Origin of the sequence: Streptacidiphilus rugosus AM-16 (genome assembly GCF_000744655.1) — a bacterium.
GTDB lineage: Bacteria > Actinomycetota > Actinomycetes > Streptomycetales > Streptomycetaceae > Streptacidiphilus > Streptacidiphilus rugosus.
The window spans coordinates 1,309,119-1,325,541 of sequence record NZ_JQMJ01000004.1 but is presented as its reverse complement, the minus strand read 5'-3'; the positions used below and the strand labels follow the sequence as shown (position 1 = coordinate 1,325,541).

The window sequence follows — 16,423 nt, the reverse complement described above, 5'->3', positions numbered from 1 at the left end:
CGTCAGGGGTAGGACGGATGGCAGGATGATCAGGACCGGCGGAACCGAGCGGGCGAGAGGAGTGAAGCGATGACCGAGGAGTCCCCCGAGCCGGAGAAGGCCGGGAAGGCCGAGAACGCCGACACGCCCGAACCCGAGCAGGCCGATAAGGCCGAGCAGGCCGGGCAGTCGGAGCCGGCCGCCCGCACGGGCAGGCAGCGGCTCGCCGCCGCGCTCTGGCCGCCGCGGGTCAACCGCGCCCAGCTGATCGTCGCGCTGCTGCTCTTCGCGCTCGGTCTCGGCGTCGCCTTCCAGGTGCGGGCCAACACCACGGAGAACCAGCTGCGCGGGGCGCGACAGGACGACCTGGTGCGCATCCTCGACGAGGTCGGCGCCCGGCAGCAGCGGCTGGACCAGGAACGCCAGCAGCTGCAGTCGTCGTTGACCCAGCTGCAGACCAGCTCCAACCAGGCCAAGGAAGCGCAGGCGCAGACGCGCCAGAAGGAGCAGGACCTCGGCGTGCTCGCCGGGACGGTCGCCGCGACTGGCCCGGGTGTCACCCTGACCATCAAGGACCCGGGTGGCAACGTCCAGGCGGCTATGCTGCTCAACACGCTGGAGGAGCTGCGCGCGGCTGGGGCGGAGGCGGTACAGATCAACAACGTCAGGGTGGTGGCCGGCACCTGGTTCTCGGATGCCGCCAAGGGTTCGGTGACGATCAGCGGAACCACCGTCCGGCAGCCCTACGTCTTCACAGTCCTCGGGAACCCGCAGGATCTTGACACCGCGCTGAACATTCCGGGTGGTGTGGTCCAGTCGGTGACCCGGGACCAAGGCGCCGCAACGGTGGTGCGCTCGCAAACACTCGCTGTGACCGCCTTGATCCCTTTGAGCACTCCTGACTACGCTCACACGACGCATTGATGAACCACGTCCCGTCCGCACCAGTCCTGTCCACGATGGCTCCACCTCGCCCCACGGGCGAGTCCGTGTCTCGCAAGGGGAATCGCCCGTGAGTCTGTTCTCGAAGCTGTTCGGCCGGAAGTCCCGCCAGGGCGCGGTCGAGGCCCCCACCGCCCGGCACCGCAGGGCGGACGAGGAGTTCGGCGCCGGCGTCCCTGGCATGCGTGGGGCGCCCAACGCCGACAGTTACGAGCCCGCCGCCGACCGGCCGCTCTTCCGCGACGAGGACGCCCGACACGCGGGCGCGCCGAGTCAGGGACGCATAGCACCTCAGCCGGTACCCTCAAGCTCAGGTGGAGGGTTTGCGGCCGATCCGTTCTCCCAAAGCCAGTCAGGCGATCCGCGACAGGAGGCCGCAGGCGTGACGGTGTGCACCCGATGCGGATACAACAACCCGGAGTCCGCCCGCTTCTGTTCGAACTGCGGTGCCCCGCTGCGGGCCCGCGTCGGCGGTGAGCGTCCTTCGGAGCAGACGTCCACCATCTCGATCTCCGGCCTCGAGTCGTACGAGCCGGAGACCGCCGCGACGGTCACCCCCGGGCTCTCGCCCGAGGCGCAGGCCGCGGTCGACGCCCTGCCGCCCGGCTCGGCGCTGCTGGTGGTGCGTCGCGGTCCGAACTCGGGGAGCCGGTTCCTGCTGGACACCGAGCTGACCACGGCCGGCCGTCACCCGGAGAGCGACATCTTCCTCGACGACATCACCGTGTCGCGGCGTCATGTCGAGTTCCGGCGCGGCCCCGGCGGCTTCACCGTCGCGGACGTCGGCAGCCTGAACGGCACCTATGTCAACCGCGAGCGGATCGACGAGGTGCCGCTGAACACCGGCGACGAAGTGCAGATCGGCAAGTACCGGTTGGTCTTCTTCGCCGCCCGCCCGGGGTACTGAGAAGCGGTGCCCCGCCCCTGGGAGGAGTGAGTCAACCGTCGTGCAAGCCGACAGCGGTATCCCCGGGGCGGTGGCGCCGTTCGTGCCGTCGGGCCGTCCGGCGTCCGGCGCCTCCCGCCACGGCAGGGCTCCCATGGGCCGGCCGCAACTGCTCAGCATCGGCGCGGTGCTGACGGAGCTGCAGGCGGAGTTCCCCGAGGTCACCATCTCCAAGATCCGCTTCCTGGAGGCGGAACGCCTGGTCGAGCCGCAGCGCACGCCCTCGGGCTACCGCAAGTTCACCGACGCCGATGTGGAACGGCTGGCCTACGTGCTGCGGATGCAGCGCGACCACTATCTCCCGCTACGGGTGATCAGGGAGCATCTCGCCGCCCTCGACCGCGGCGAGGCCCCGCCCGCGCTGCCCGGTCCCGGCGGAGCGTCCGACGACGGACTCGACGCCCCCGAGGCCGGACAGATCACCCCGGGACCGGTGTCCGCCGGTCCGCGTCTGGGTCGGGCGGAGCTGCTGGCCGCTGCCGGGATCACCGACGCGCAGCTGGTGGAGTGGGAGTCCTACGGTCTGGTCACCGCCGAGCCGGACGGCGGCTTCGACGGAGACATGCTGCAAGTTGCGCGACTCGTGGCCGAGTTGGGCCGCTTCGGGCTGGAGCCGCGGCATCTGCGCGCGGTCAGGGCGGCCGCCGACCGCGAGGTCGGGCTGGTCGAGCAGATCGTCGCGCCGCTGCGTCGGCACCGCAATCCGCAGACCCGTGCGCACGCCGCCGCGATGGCCAGGGAGCTGGCCAACCTCTCGGTCCGGCTGCACGCCGCCCTGGTCCAGGCAGGGCTGCGGGCCCGCCCCGGCCTCTGATCCGAGCCGTGCCCGGGCGCCCTTTCGAGCCGCGGGGATGTCCGACACGCCGGGCCGGCGGCTCGAAAGCGCGGGCGAGGGACCTGGACAACTGGAGTATCCGCCGCGCGCGCCCTAGGGTTGCAGGTGTGAACGAGCTAGACGTCGTGGGTGTCAGGGTGGAGATGCCTTCCAACCAGCCGATCGTGCTGTTGCGCGAGGTCGGCGGGGATCGCTATCTGCCCATCTGGATCGGGCCCGGCGAGGCCACGGCCATCGCTTTCGCACAGCAGGGCATGACCCCTGTGCGGCCGCTCACGCACGACCTCTTCCGCAACGTGCTGGAGGCCGTCGGCCAGCAGCTCACGGCGGTGCGGATCACCGACCTCCGCGAGGGGGTCTTCTACGCCGAACTGGTCTTCGCCAGCGGGGTGGAGGTCAGCGCCCGCCCGTCGGACGCGATAGCGCTCGCCCTGCGCACCGGAACGCCGATCTACGGCGCCGACGGCGTCCTGGACGAGGCGGGCATCGCGATCCCCGACGAGCAGGAGGACGAGGTCGAGCGGTTCCGCGAGTTCCTCGACCAGATCTCCCCCGAGGACTTCGGCAGCAGCGGATCCCAGTAGCTTCCCTCCGGTGTCGTCCGCGCCACGCGCGGCGTCCGGAGGCAAACCCCGGGATTGGGCCAAGCGGCCCCAACGAGTGGGTTTGCCACCCGTCATTCGGGCGGAATTACCCCCGTACCGGACACGCAAAACCACCCGCGAGACTGACGACACCCCCCACGCCGAGCGTGGCGATCGTTGACGCGCTCCTGGCTACTGCCTACCTTCGACTGAGAACGTCACGGGTGCGCCACCCCGCGCCCCGCTGCGGCGGTTCCGGAGTCGAAAGGACGGAGGGTCGTGTTGAGCAGCACGGGTGACAGAACAGCCACGGGCGGCTCCTGCCCCATCCACTCCCCGGTCCGGACGCTGTCGCGTGCGGCCCGGTCGGGGTGGGAGGGCATGCCGACGGTGCCGCCGCCTGCGGATCCGCAGGACGACGTGATGCCCAGCCCGGAGCTGATCGGCTACCGCGGGCCCACCGCCTGTGCCGCGGCCGGGATCACCTACCGCCAGCTGGACTACTGGGCCCGTACCGGGTTGGTCGAGCCGAGCGTCCGTCCGGCCCAGGGCTCGGGCACGCAGCGGCTCTACGCCTTCCGCGACATCCTGGTCCTCAAGGTCGTCAAGCGGCTGCTCGACGCGGGCGTCTCGCTGCAGAGCATCCGGACGGCCGTCGACCATCTGGCCCAGCGCCCGCAGGACGCCCTCCCCGGCATCACGCTCATGAGCGACGGCGCCACGGTCTACGAGTGCACCTCCGCCCACCAGGTCGTCGAACTGCTCCAGGGCGGCCAGGGGATCTTCGGCATCGCCGTCGGCGCGGTCTGGCGCGAGGTCGAGTCCACGCTGAGCCGCCTCCACGGAGAGCGGACCGACACGGGCGAGAACCTGATCGGCTTCGACCCCGCCGACGAACTGGCCCGCCGCCGCAACCGCGCGGGCTGATCCGCGCGTCCGCCTCCTCGGAAGATCATTCGTCCGACGGGGGAGGCGCGCGGCAGTGCGTGTGGTGCGGGCAGTGCGGGCGGTACGGGGCTGGATCCACCGGCTGTGGTCGGCGCTGTGGCGACCGCTGCGCGGGGCACTGCGCCGGCGGCGCGGACAGCGCCGCCTGTTCCAGCTGAGCTGCCTGGCCGCACTGGCGGTACTGGTGCCGACGGCGGTGGTGTGGTGGCAGGGCGGGGCGCGCCTCACCACGGTCGCCGACGCCCCGCGCGAGCCGGTCGTGGTGGTCTTCGGCGCCGGCCTCGACGGCGGCAGACCCTCTCCCTACCTGGCCCACCGGCTGGACGCGGCGATCGCGCTGTACCGGGCGGGCAAGGCGGACGCGGTACTGGTCAGCGGGGACAACTCGCGGGTCACCTACGACGAGCCCGACGCGATGCGCGACTACCTGATCGCCCACGGGGTGCCGGCGAACCGGGTGGTCCGGGACTACGCGGGCCTGAACACCTGGGACTCCTGTGCGCGTGCGCACCGCATTTTCGGGGTGACCCGCGCGCTGCTGGTCAACCAGGAGTACGCGATCCGCCGTGCGGTCGCGCTGTGCCGGACCGCCGGGATCGACGCGTGGGGCGTCGGGGTGCCCGAACCGCATGACGCCACGTGGGACTACGGCGCGGTCCGCGAGATCGCCTCGGCGGACAAGGCGGTCCTGATCGACGAACTCTTCCACCCGGACCCCCACCTGCTCGGACCGCGGGTCACCACCCTGGCCACGCTCGCCCCCAAGCCCTGAGTTGCGCTCACCTCAGGGGCGCGAGGAACTGCGCGAGCAACCACCCGGTGCGGATGGCCCTGCGCCGTGAGGACCATCCGCGCGCCGCTGGCTTGTCGCGCAGTTCCCCGCGCTCCTGAGTGGTGCAACTAGTGCGAGGCGGGAACTGCGGGTGCCGGGTCGAGTGCGGCGGTGAGCTGCCGGCGGAGGACGCGGCCCAGGCCGCGATCGACCAGGTGGTTCAGCACCGCCGCCAGCAGCAGCGAGAAGCCGAGGCCGAGGGAGATCGCGGGGAGCAGCCCCAGGCCCGGGAGGGCCTTCAGGACGCCGCGGGCGACCGGGATGCCCAGGCTCTGGTGGACCAGGTAGAACGGGTAGGTCAGCGCGCCCGCGTGGACGAGCGCGCGGCCGCGCACCCGCCGTAGCGGCCCCGGGCCGGCCAGTGCGAGCAGCAGCAGGAAGACGGTGAGCACCGCCGCGCTGACCGCCCAGTTCGGGCTCGCCCCGCGTCCCGCGGGGACGGCGTGCTCGGCCACCCGGTCGTGCAGCACCGTCAGGGCGTAGCACCAGGCGAAGCCGGCCATCAGCCACAGCAGCAGGTTCGGGCCGAAACGGTGCATCAGGTGGAGCGCGATGCCGGTGACGAAGAGCCCGGCGTAGCGGCCGAGCAGGAACTCGTCCAGGACGGCCGAGTGGAGTTCGCGCCCGATCGCGGCCAGGGTGAGCCACAGGAAGCCGAAGGCGACGGCGCGCCGGTAGGTGAGGCCGACCAGCAGCAGCACGCCCATCAGCAGGTAGAAGCGGGCCTCCACCCACAGCGTCCAGGCGACGCCGTCGGTGGCCTGCAGACCGAGCGGGCCGGGGATCATCGTCAGATTGCCGATGCTGGTGCGCAGGTCCGTCGGGGTGCCCGAGTGCTGCCCTGCCAGGACGGCGGCGGCGCCGACCAGGGCGATCAGCAGCACGACCGTCCAGTAGAGCGGGAAGAGCCGTGCGACACGGGAGACGGCGAACTGGGCCGGGGTGCGGCCCCAGCAGCTCATGCAGATGACGAAGCCGCTGATCAGGAAGAACGCCTCCACACCCAGCCACCCGTAGCCGCTGACGGCGTGCGTCAGCGGTGCGGCCTGCGGCAGGTCGCGCCCCTTGCCCCAGAAGTCGGGCGTGGGCGTGCCCAGGTAGTGGTACGCGGCCACGGCCGCCGCGGCGAGCAGTCGCAGTCCGTCGACGGCCGCCAGGCGGGTGGGTCCCCCGGCGGGACGCGGTCGCGTCGAGGGCGTGCGCAGCGGTTCGGTGAGAGTGGAAAAGGGCATGGCGAAGTGCTCCTCCGGCGCGGACGCGTGGACGAGGGTGGGTCGGCGGAGCCGAGGGCGGGGGTTACAGGGTTCTGCGGCCGACGGCGCGGTAGCTCAGCAGCAGCGCGAGCACGGCGAGGGCCAGCATGATCCCGGCGGCGGTCCACTGCGTCGGCCAGAGCTGGGCCGCGCTGTGGTAGACCTCGAAGGTCCGTGAACCGGCCGGGCAACCGCTCTGCGGGCACTGGGCGTAGGAGAGCCGGTGGCCGTCCGCGGTGACGACGCCGTCGGCCGTCAGCCAGTCGTCCGGGCGCAGGTCGTACCCGTGCGGCGGGAAGATCGTCCGCGAGGGTTGGAGGCGGCCCCGGAGCGCGGTGACGAGCAGAACGATGCCGCCGTAGCCCACTGCCGTGGTGGCGATGGCCGGCAGGGTCCGCCGCCACAGGGCGCCGCAGAGCACGCCGATCGAGAAGGCCAGCACCGTCCCGGCCGTCAGGACCGGGCCGAAGGAGTTGAACGGGAGCGGCGCGAAGCCGGAGGACTCCCGGAGGACGGCCGGGTCGGCGGCCTGGTGCAGCCTGGTGCCCAGCAGTGCCGCCGCGGCGCCGACCAGCGCGGACGCGCTGCCGAGCACCGCGAGCTGTGCGGTGAGCCAGCGGCCGCGCGGGACGGACTGGGTCCAGGCGAGCCTGTGGGTGCCCTGCTCGTACTCCCTGGCCAACAGCGGCGCTCCCAGCAGCCCGCAGATCAGGGCCGGCACGGCCACCAGGGCGATCTGCAGGTACTGCGCCGACTGCACCGCGTGGGCGAGGTCGTCACCCGCCGCCTGGCACCAGCTCGTGAGGCCGGTGCCGCGGCAGTCGGTGGCGAACCACGCGTCGTGGGCGGTGGCGACCGACTGCGCGGTCCACACGGCCCAGAGCATGAGGACGAGCAGGGCCAGGGCGACCACCCCGAGGGTCCGGCGGTGACGTCGCAGCGCGAGCCCGGCCAGGACCAGGAGGCTGATGCGCGCGGGCCGCTCCGGGATCCGGCGCACCCGCAGCGGCACCAACTGGAGCATGGGTGCGCTCACGGGATCAGCACTCCCCGGGCCGGGTCGGGACGCATCCCGGGGGAGAGCCAGCGGTCCGCTCCGGGGGAGCGCAGGTAGGAGAGGACGAGCTCCTCCAGGGTCGGACGGGCGTCCGCACCGACGGCCTCGGCGGCGCTCTGCTCCAGGCGGACCAGGGCGCTGCTTCCGGCTCCGGCTCCGGTCTGCTCGACCAGCAGGCCCGGCCAGGGTCGGGCGTCGTCGGCGCCACGGTCGAGGTACCGGTGCGCCGCCAGCAGCTCCGGCAGTTCGCCGGCCAGGCGTACCCGCCCGCCGTCCAGGAGGACGAGATGGTCCACGACCTCGTCGAGATCGGTGAGGATGTGGGTGGAGAGCAGCACGGTGACGCCCTCGTCGGCGACGTCGGTCAGCAGCAGGCCCATGACGGCGCGTCGCACCAGCGGGTCGAGGTCGGCCAGCGGTTCGTCGAGAAGCAGCAGCTTCGGCGCCTTGGCGCGGGCCAGGGCCACGGCGACGAGGGTGCGCTGCCCGCCGGAGAGCGCGCCGATCCCGCAGCCGAGAGGCACCCGGCCGAGGTCGAGCAGCTCCTGTGCGCGCGCCGGTTGCCAGCGGACGTTCGTGCGCCGTCCCGTCTCCAGCAGCTCCGCCACGGTCATCCGCCGGTACAGGCTCCGCTGCTGGTCGACGAAGCCGACCTCGGGCAGCACCTGCGCGTCGCCCGCCGGCAGGCCGAGCACGGTGACCTCGCCCTCCTGCGGGGCGACCAGACCGGCGGCGGCGGACAGCAGCAGGCTCTTGCCCGCACCGTTGGGGCCGACCAGGCCGCAGACCGCACCGCGCGGGACGCGCAGCGAGCAGGCGTCGAGCAGGGTGCGCCGCCCGTGGCGGAGGGTGAGCCCGATCGTCTCCAGCGCAGTGGGGGAGCGGGCTATCACTTCCCCTCCCCGGTCACCGGGGAGGGGAACTGCGCGTCGACGACCGAGGCGGCCAGGGCCAGCACGTCCTCGCGTTCGAGACCGTGCTCGCGGGCACTGGCGACCCAGGCCTCCAGCTCCTCGCGGAGCCCGGAGTCGGCGGCGCTGTCGGCGCGGCCGAGGGTGCGCACCACGAAGGTGCCCAGCCCCTGGCGGGACTCGACCAGACCGGCGCGCTGCAGTTCCTGGTAGGCCCGCAGCACGGTGTTCGGGTTCACCGCGGTGGCCGCGACCACCTCGCGTGCCGTGGGCAGCTTGTCCCCGAGGCGCAGCGTGCCGACCCGCAGGGCCTGCTCGATCTGCTGCACGATCTGCTGGTAGGCCGGGACGCCGCTGCCGCGGCGCAGACGGAACTCCACCGTGGTACCCCTTTCACTAATTGATTAGTGAAAGTAGTCAGCGGCGCACGGAGCTGTCAAACCCGCCTGCGGGCCGTTGTCGTACCCGTGCGCGATGATCGGGCCATGCGGTCCGTCCCGTCGATCCTGCACCTCGACATGGACGCCTTCTTCGCCTCGGTGGAGCAGGCGTCCAAGCCGAGCCTGCGCGGAAAGCCGGTGGTCGTCGGCGGGCTCGGCGCACGCGGGGTGGTGGCCACCGCCTCCTACGAGGCGCGGCGCTTCGGCGTGCACTCGGCGATGGCGATGGCCCACGCGCGCCGACTCGCGCCCAACGCCGCGTTCCTGATCCCCAGGTTCGAGCTCTACCGGCAGATCAGCGACCAGGTGATGGCGCTGCTGCGGGAGCTCTCGCCCCTGGTGGAGCCACTGAGCCTGGACGAGGCCTTCGTCGACCTCGCCGCCGGGCCCTACGGCGGGCTGCTGGAGTCGGGCGGCGCGGAGCTGGCCCGCGCGCTCGGGGAGGACCTGCGGGCCGACATCGCCGCCAAGGTCGGCCTGACCGCGTCGGTCGGCCTGTCCACGACGAAGTTCCTCGCCAAGATCGCCTCCGAGCAGGCGAAGCCGGACGGACTCGTCCTGATCGAGGCCGGCCGCGAGCGCGAGGTCCTGCAACCGCTCCCGGTCCGCGCGCTGCCCGGCGTCGGCCCCGCCACGGCGGAGACGCTGCGCCGCGCGGGCCTCACCCTGGTCTCCGACGTGGCGGCGCTCTCCCAGGAGGAACTGGTCCATCTGCTGGGCCGCGCGCACGGCGCGGGCGTCCACGAGCTGGCCCAGGGCCGCGACGAGCGGCCGGTCGTCCCCGACCGGGACGCCAAGTCCGTCTCCGTGGAGGACACCTTCGAGGTCGACCTCGGCGACCGCGACCGGATCATGGAGGAGCTGGACCGGCTGGCCGACCGCTGCGTCCGCAGGCTCCGCGCGGCGGGACGCTCGGGGCGCACGGTGGTCGTCAAGATCCGCCGCTTCGACTTCAGCACGCTGACCCGCTCGGAGACCTTGCCGGCCCCGACGGACGACCCGCTGGTGATAGCGCAGATGGCCCGCCGCCTGGTCGACTCCGTCGAACTGCTGGGCGGCATTCGCCTGCTCGGCGTCGGTGTCACCGGGCTGGCGGACTGGACGCAGGAGGATCTCTTCGCGCAGGCGCAGCGGGAGGAGATGGAGGAGTACGAGGAACTCGCGGAGCTGGCCGACGCGGCGGAGGCGAGCGAAGGGGCCGAGCCGGCCGAGCCCGCGTACGGCGGCCCGACCGGCCCGCGGGCGTTCCACCCCGGCGGGGAACTGACCGGCCGCCGCTGGATGCCGGGGCAGGACGCGGAGCACGCCGAGTTCGGCCACGGCTGGGTCCAGGGCAGCGGCGTGGGCCGCGTGACGCTCCGCTTCGAATCCCCGGGCTCCCCGGTCGGCCGCGTCCGCACCTTCCCGGTGGACGACCCGGCCCTCACCCCCGCCCCCGCCCTCCCGCTCCACCCGGCAACGCCGGACAGCCGCGGCGCTCTGCAGGCGAGCAGCCCCCAGGGGCGCGAGGAACTGCGGGAGCAACCACCCTGTGCGGATGGCCCTGCTCACTGAGGACCATCTGCATGCCGGTGGCTTGTCGCGCCGTTCCTCGCGCCCCTGGGTGGTTGCAACGCGCCCTCTCTTTGGCGGTAGCGCGCCGTTCCTCGCGCCCCTGAGGGGGTGGCTACATGCCCATCGCGTGGTCGGGGAGGTCCGCCGCGGGGCCGACCGGGGCCATGGGGCGGGCTGCCGGGGAGGCCGGCGTGCCGGCCAGTGGGGGCCGCCGACGGGGGCGCCGGCGGCGGGGGGAGTGACCGGGGTGCCCGCAGGGCGCGAGCCGTCCTGGACCTGGATGTGCTCGCGGTGGAGCTCCTCGCGGACGACCTCCTCCTCGGTGATCCGCTCGGTCACCAGGCGGATCCGTTCCACCGGCACGATCGTCTTCTTCACGACCAGGCGCTCCTCGTGGAGGGTCACCTCCTCCACGCTCTCCGCGATCTCCTCCTCGGTCAGCTGCGCGCGCTCCTCCGCGCTGACCGGGACGCGCTCCACGCGGATCCGCTCGCGGACGACCGGGACGCGGCGTTCGACCTGCTCGGTCGTGACGTACTTGCGCAGCCGCGCGCGGCCCAGCACGCGCCACTCGGTGCTGATGTCCAGCCGCTCCTCGCGGCAGACGAACTCGACCGGGTCCGGCACCGGGTCCTTCGCACCGGCCGACTTCTGCGGAGCGGCCAGTCCCGGCAGCGGGTCGGTCAGCGGGTCCGGGCGTCGCTGCGCGTCCGCGCCGGGGAACGGCGCGGCCGGCGGCGTCTGCTGCACCGTCGGCGCGGGCGCGGGGGTCGACACCGCCGCCGCTGCCGGGGCGGCGGCAGCCGCCGCGGCTGCCGGAGCCGGGGCCGAGGTGCCGGTCTTCGGAGCCCCGCCGGTGACGAACGCGGCGGTGCGGCCCGCACCGGACAGCGGCTCCACCACCGGGGTGCCCGTCAGCGTCCGTTCCACCGGCTTCTCCTCGCGCTCGTTCTTGTGCTTCGCAGCCGCCGCCGCGGTCGCCGCAGTCGCGGCAGCGGCGGTACCGGCGGCCGCCGCCGGAGTCGCGGTCATCACCGTCGCCTGCGCGGGCTTGTCCGCCAGGCGGGCGCCGGAGTCCGCGGCGTGCTGGCCGTTGCCGGTGGGCACCTCGAGCCCGTAGTAGCGGTAGAGCTGGAGCTCCTGCGCCGGGGAGAGGTGCTGGCCGACGCCGAAGTCGGGGGAGTCCTTCACCTGCGACTTCTCGTAGGGCACGCGCAGCTCGTCGGAGACGAACTCGCTCGTCGTCAGCGGGACGAAGGCGTCACGGCCGAAGAGGCCGGTCCGTACGGCCGCCCACTCGGGCTCCCCGGTGGCGTCGTCGAGGTAGACCTCGTCCACCGTGCCGATCTTCTCGCCGTTCTTGTCCACGGCCTTGTGGCCGATCAGATCCCTGGGGTCGATCTCGGTCTGCACGCTGTTCCACTCCTCCATCGGCCGCGCCGGTCTGTTCAACTGACGAACGTGCTCAACTCATACGAAAAGGCACAATGATCGCTTTGTCGAACGTACGCAGCTCCACCGGGTGTGTCGCTGCTCCGTCCGGGTTCATGCCGGGTGGCCCGGGTGTGATCTGCGCCCCGTTCGTCGCGGGAAGCGCGCTGGTAGGCTGGCCGTTGACCGTCGAGCATGCGCGGGAGAGTCCGATCGTCCATCAGGGCGAGCGGCGCCGAAGGAGCAAATCCTCCCCGGAATCTCTCAGGCCGAAGTACCGCGCACGCGAGGTCACTCTGGAAAGCAGTACCGCGTCGGCAGTTTCGGGGCGGTACTCACCGACGGTGAAAGCCGGCTCCGGCCGGTGAAGCTCTCAGGTTCCATGACAGAGGGGGAGGTCGTCCGGGCGTCCACAGCGCCCATCGGGTCCGACCAGGAGGCCACACTCCCCATGACGTCCTCGCTTTCCGCGCTGGAGCAGTCCAGCCCCTTTGAGAACCGCCACATCGGCCCGGACGCCGAGGCCCAGGCGAAGATGCTGGCGCAGGTGGGTTACGGCTCCCTGGACGAGCTGACCGCCGCCGCCGTCCCGGACGCCATCCGCAGCCTGACCGCGCTGGACCTGCCGGCCGCCCGCTCCGAGGCCCAGGTGCTGGACGAGCTCCGCGAGCTCGCCGACCGCAACCAGGTGCTCCGCTCGATGATCGGGCTCGGCTACTACGGCACCTTCACCCCGCCGGTGATCCTGCGCAACGTCCTGGAGAACCCCTCCTGGTACACCGCGTACACGCCGTACCAGCCGGAGATCTCGCAGGGCCGCCTGGAGGCGCTGCTCAACTTCCAGACCATGGTCACCGACCTGACCGGTCTGCCCACCGCCGGCGCCTCCCTGCTGGACGAGGGCACCGCCGCGGCCGAGGCCGTCGCGCTGGCCCGCCGCATGGGCAAGGTCAAGGGCGGCGTCTTCGTGATCGACGCCGACACCCTGCCGCAGACCGTCGCGGTCATCGAGACCCGCACGGTGCCGACCGGCATCGAGACCGTCGTCGCCGACCTGAGCGAGGGCATCCCGGCCGAGATCGCCGAGCGCGGCGTCTTCGGCGTGCTGCTGCAGTACCCGGGCGCGTCCGGTGTGGTCCGCGACCTGGCCCCGGTCATCGCCCAGGCCAAGGAGCTCGGCGCGGTCGTCACCGTCGCCGCCGACCTGCTGGCGCTGACCCTGCTGAAGTCCCCTGGCTCGCTCGGCGCGGACATCGCGGTCGGCACCACCCAGCGCTTCGGCGTCCCGATGGGCTTCGGCGGCCCGCACGCCGGCTACATGTCCGTGCGCGCCGAGTTCGCCCGCAGCCTGCCCGGCCGCCTGGTCGGCGTCTCCGTCGACGCCGACGGCAACCGCGCCTACCGCCTGGCGCTGCAGACCCGCGAGCAGCACATCCGCCGCGAGAAGGCCACCTCCAACATCTGCACCGCTCAGGTGCTGCTGGCCGTCATGGCCTCGATGTACGCGGTCTACCACGGCCCGGACGGCCTGGCCCAGATCGCCTCGCGCACCCACCGCTACGCCTCCGTGCTGGCCGAGGGCCTGCGCCGCGGCGGCGTCGAGGTCGTGCACGGCGCGTTCTTCGACACCGTCACCGCCCGCGTGACCGGCCGCGCCGCCGAGGTCGTCGAGGCCGCCCGCGCCGCCGGGGTCAACCTGTACGCGGCCTCCGCCGACCTGGTCTCCGCCGCGTGCGACGAGACCACCACCCGGGCCGACCTGGCCGCCGTCTGGGCCGCCTTCGGCGTGTCGGGCGAGCAGGACGTGGACGCGCTGGACGCCGAGGCCGGCGCCTCGCTGCCGGAGGCGCTGCTGCGCTCCGACGAGTACCTGACCCACCCGACCTTCCACGCGCACCGCTCCGAGACCGGCATGCTGCGCTACCTGCGCAAGCTCGCCGACAAGGACTACGCGCTGGACCGCGGCATGATCCCGCTCGGCTCCTGCACGATGAAGCTGAACGCCACCACCGAGATGGAGGCGATCACCTGGCCCGAGTTCGCGAACGTGCACCCCTTCGCCCCCGAGCAGCAGGCGGGCGGCTACCTGCAGCTGATCGGAGAGCTCGAGCAGCGCCTGGCCGAGGTCACCGGCTACGACGCGGTCTCCATCCAGCCGAACGCCGGCTCCCAGGGCGAACTGGCCGGCCTGCTGGCCGTCCGCGCCTACCACCACGCCAACGGCGACACCGCCCGTGACGTCTGCCTGATCCCCTCCTCCGCCCACGGCACCAACGCGGCCTCGGCCGTCATGGCCGGCATGCGCGTGGTGGTCGTGAAGACGCTGGTCGACGGCGACGTCGACGTCGAGGACCTGCGGGCCAAGATCGACCAGCACCGCGAGCAGCTGGCCGTGCTGATGGTGACCTACCCGTCCACGCACGGCGTGTTCGAGGAGAACATCGGCGACATCTGCGCCGCCGTGCACGAGGCGGGCGGCCAGGTCTACGTCGACGGGGCAAACCTGAACGCGCTGGTCGGTCTGGCCAAGCCGGGCAAGTTCGGCGCGGACGTCTCGCACCTGAACCTGCACAAGACCTTCTGCATCCCGCACGGCGGAGGCGGCCCCGGCGTCGGCCCGGTCGCGGTCCGCGCGCACCTGGCGCCGTACCTGCCGAACCACCCGCTGCAGCCGTCGGCCGGTCCGGTCACCGGCGTCGGCCCGATCTCGGCCGCGCCCTGGGGCTCGGCGGCGATCCTGCCGATCTCCTGGTCGTACGTCCGCCTGATGGGCGGCGAGGGCCTCAAGCGCGCCACGCAGGTGGCCGTGCTCAGCGCCAACTACATCGCGAAGCGCCTCGCGCCGTACTACCCGGTGCTCTTCACCGGCCCCGGCGGGCTGGTCGCGCACGAGTGCATCATCGACCTGCGTCCGCTGGCGAAGTCGGCGGGCGTGAGCGTGGACGACGTGGCGAAGCGCCTGATCGACTACGGTTTCCACGCCCCGACGATGTCCTTCCCGGTGGCCGGGACGCTCATGATCGAGCCCACTGAGAGCGAGGATTTGACCGAAATCGATCGCTTCTGCGCGGCGATGATCGCGATTCGTGCGGAGATTGACCGAGTTGGATCGGGTGAGTGGCCGGCGGAGGACAACCCGCTGCACAACGCCCCGCACACCGCGGCGGCGCTGGCCGGTGACTGGGACCACGCCTACACCCGTGAGCAGGCGGTCTTCCCGGCGGGAGTGAACCCCACCGAGAAGTACTGGCCCCCGGTCCGCCGCATCGACGGCGCCTACGGAGACCGCAACCTGGTCTGCTCCTGCCCCCCGCTGGACGAGTACGACGCGTAAGCGTCATCAGGGGCGCGAGGCTCGCTTTGCGACGGCGAGCCGGTTGCAACATCCAGGGGCGCGAGGAACTGCGCGACAAGCCACCCCAGGTGGTGAGTCGCTCGGCGAGCAGGGTCATCCGCACAGGGTGGTTGCTCGCGCAGTTCCTCGCGCCCCTTGCGTCCTGCGCCTGGCGGCGCAGCCGCTACGCGGCTTCGGCGTATGCGCGGCGGGGGGCGATGACGCTGCCGTCCGGCAGGATCTCGCCGGTGTCCTCGAAAAGCAGGATGCCGTTGCACAGCAGGCTCCAGCCCTGCTCCGGGTGGCTCGCGACGACCGCGGCTGCCTCGCGGTCCGGCGAGCCGGCGGACGGACACTCAGGACGGTGCTGGCACATAGCTTCGTACCTTTCCAAAGCCGGTTTGCGGCGCGGGGTGTGAAGTGCCTTCTCGCCGGGTAGGACGATGGGCCGGTCGCGCTGGTTCTCAGTCTCCGGATTATGGTGCGGAAGCGCAGCCATTTGGTGACATGCGTCACGAACGATCCGCTCCGAGCAGCAGAAACCACCCGTTGTGACCAGATGCGGCATGGTCACAACGGGTGGTGTCAGTGGTGCCGACGGATCAGGCCGTACTGGTGAGGAGTGCGCCGTTCGTGAGCGCCAGCAGGGCCAGCAGTTCCTCGGCGTGGTGGGGGATGTGCGCCGTCACCCCGAGCGGCGCGGGGACCAGCGGGATCAGCAGGTCGGGCGTCGGCGTGGGGGACAACACCGGGTGCAGCCAAAGGGCTGTCATGTAGTGGCCCGGCACCGACAGCAAGCGGGGCAGGTACGTCGTGGGCGTGCCGGCCGCGTGCAGGCGGGCCTGCTGCAGCGCGCGCAGCGTGGACGCCGGGTAGGGCCCCTCGGCGAAGTAGGCGAAGGTGTGCGTCTCGCCGGACTCGTCGGCCGTCAGTTCCAGCGTGTCCGCAGCGGCCACGACCTCCTCTCCCGCCTTGATCAGGAAGCGCCAGCCGGTCCGCCTGGCGGCGGCCAGTGGCGCGACCGCGCCGTCCGCCGTCATCGGGTCGAGCAGATGGACGGGCAGCGGATGCGCGGGGGTGCGCGGCCCGGTGGCTCGTCGCACGGCCGAGGCGCGGACGGGAAGGGCGTCGCTGAGGGCGTCCAGGTCGTCCAGGGCGTCCAGGGCGCCGAGGACGGCGCGAAGGGCCGCGGCTGGCGGCTGGGGCAGCTGCAAGGACATGTCGATTCGCCTCTCGTGGCAGCAGAGACAGGCGGGGCGGTGGTGGTGCGGGAGCTGCTCGGGCGTACTGGGAGCGCAGGCGGAGGGCATGCGCGGGTGCGGTTTGTTCAGATCGTGGTGCAGGGCAGGCCCGAGGGGGCCGGGCCTCCGTGCAGGG

14 protein-coding genes, 1 pseudogene and 1 riboswitch are annotated in these 16,423 nt (G+C 72.5%); of the genes and pseudogenes, 8 read left to right on the top strand and 7 right to left on the bottom strand.

Annotation, left to right across the window (positions count from 1 at the left end):
- Window positions 1-69: 69 nt before the first annotated feature.
- The 6 genes from BS83_RS15155 to BS83_RS15130 all read left to right on the top strand — a co-directional run bounded on the left by BS83_RS15155 (window position 70) and on the right by BS83_RS15130 (window position 5,006).
- On the top strand, window positions 70-903 hold the full coding sequence (locus BS83_RS15155) for a DUF881 domain-containing protein (RefSeq protein ID WP_037604362.1): 834 nt from the start codon (window positions 70-72) through the stop codon (window positions 901-903).
- A 400-nt stretch (window positions 904-1,303) separates the two neighbouring features.
- Entirely contained in the window at window positions 1,304-1,828 is a 525-nt protein-coding gene (locus tag BS83_RS48910; RefSeq protein WP_037604361.1) for an FHA domain-containing protein, read from the top strand.
- Between the two features lie 133 nt (window positions 1,829-1,961).
- Entirely contained in the window at window positions 1,962-2,681 is a 720-nt protein-coding gene (ftsR, locus tag BS83_RS15145) for a transcriptional regulator FtsR (RefSeq protein ID WP_051945366.1), read from the top strand.
- A 128-nt stretch (window positions 2,682-2,809) separates the two neighbouring features.
- A complete protein-coding gene (locus tag BS83_RS15140; protein ID WP_037604360.1) occupies window positions 2,810-3,286 on the top strand; it encodes a bifunctional nuclease family protein in 477 nt (158 codons plus the stop codon).
- A gap of 381 nt (window positions 3,287-3,667) precedes the next feature.
- Window positions 3,668-4,213, top strand: coding sequence for a MerR family transcriptional regulator (locus tag BS83_RS15135; protein WP_051943081.1), 546 nt, complete (start codon window positions 3,668-3,670; stop codon window positions 4,211-4,213).
- A 73-nt stretch (window positions 4,214-4,286) separates the two neighbouring features.
- A complete protein-coding gene (locus tag BS83_RS15130) occupies window positions 4,287-5,006 on the top strand; it encodes a SanA/YdcF family protein (RefSeq protein WP_408641004.1) in 720 nt (239 codons plus the stop codon).
- A gap of 128 nt (window positions 5,007-5,134) precedes the next feature.
- On the opposite strand, the gene BS83_RS15125 is transcribed toward BS83_RS15130, so the two are convergent.
- From BS83_RS15125 to BS83_RS15110, 4 genes are all read right to left on the bottom strand, one after another.
- The gene (locus BS83_RS15125) at window positions 5,135-6,298 is read right to left on the bottom strand and encodes an acyltransferase family protein (RefSeq protein WP_051943080.1); all 1,164 of its coding nucleotides are present in this window, start codon (window positions 6,296-6,298) and stop codon (window positions 5,135-5,137) included.
- Window positions 6,299-6,362: 64 nt separating this feature from the next.
- Window positions 6,363-7,355 carry a transporter gene (locus BS83_RS15120; RefSeq protein ID WP_157597189.1) on the bottom strand — a complete coding sequence of 331 codons (993 nt, stop codon included), beginning with the start codon at window positions 7,353-7,355 and terminating at the stop codon, window positions 6,363-6,365.
- Window positions 7,352-8,269 (bottom strand): ABC transporter ATP-binding protein, encoded by a 918-nt coding sequence (locus BS83_RS15115; RefSeq protein WP_051943079.1) that lies wholly within the window; start codon window positions 8,267-8,269, stop codon window positions 7,352-7,354. The genes BS83_RS15120 and BS83_RS15115 overlap by 4 nt, the downstream gene beginning before the upstream one ends.
- Window positions 8,266-8,667, bottom strand: a complete 402-nt coding sequence (locus BS83_RS15110; protein ID WP_037604358.1) for a GntR family transcriptional regulator — start codon at window positions 8,665-8,667, stop codon at window positions 8,266-8,268. Before BS83_RS15110 ends, BS83_RS15115 begins: the two co-directional genes overlap by 4 nt.
- 105 nt (window positions 8,668-8,772) lie before the next feature.
- Between BS83_RS15110 and BS83_RS15105 the strand changes: the two genes are divergently transcribed.
- Window positions 8,773-10,281 carry a DNA polymerase IV gene (locus BS83_RS15105; RefSeq protein ID WP_051943078.1) on the top strand — a complete coding sequence of 503 codons (1,509 nt, stop codon included), beginning with the start codon at window positions 8,773-8,775 and terminating at the stop codon, window positions 10,279-10,281.
- 333 nt (window positions 10,282-10,614) lie between these two features.
- Here the strand turns inward: BS83_RS15105 and BS83_RS48905 are convergent.
- Window positions 10,615-11,712, bottom strand: a pseudogene (locus BS83_RS48905) (PRC and DUF2382 domain-containing protein); the annotation flags it as partial.
- 190 nt (window positions 11,713-11,902) lie between these two features.
- A riboswitch (glycine riboswitch) is annotated at window positions 11,903-12,002 on the top strand.
- Window positions 12,003-12,163: 161 nt separating this feature from the next.
- Between BS83_RS48905 and gcvP the strand changes: the two are divergent.
- Window positions 12,164-15,046 carry an aminomethyl-transferring glycine dehydrogenase gene (gene gcvP, locus BS83_RS15095; RefSeq protein ID WP_037604356.1) on the top strand — a complete coding sequence of 961 codons (2,883 nt, stop codon included), beginning with the start codon at window positions 12,164-12,166 and terminating at the stop codon, window positions 15,044-15,046.
- 184 nt (window positions 15,047-15,230) lie between these two features.
- Here the strand turns inward: gcvP and BS83_RS15090 are convergent, their stop codons facing one another.
- On the bottom strand, window positions 15,231-15,422 hold the full coding sequence (locus BS83_RS15090; protein WP_037604355.1) for a DUF5999 family protein: 192 nt from the start codon (window positions 15,420-15,422) through the stop codon (window positions 15,231-15,233).
- 226 nt (window positions 15,423-15,648) lie between these two features.
- Window positions 15,649-16,266: a hypothetical protein gene (locus BS83_RS15085; protein ID WP_037604354.1), complete on the bottom strand. Its 618-nt coding sequence runs from the start codon at window positions 16,264-16,266 to the stop codon at window positions 15,649-15,651.
- Window positions 16,267-16,423 lie beyond the last annotated feature (157 nt).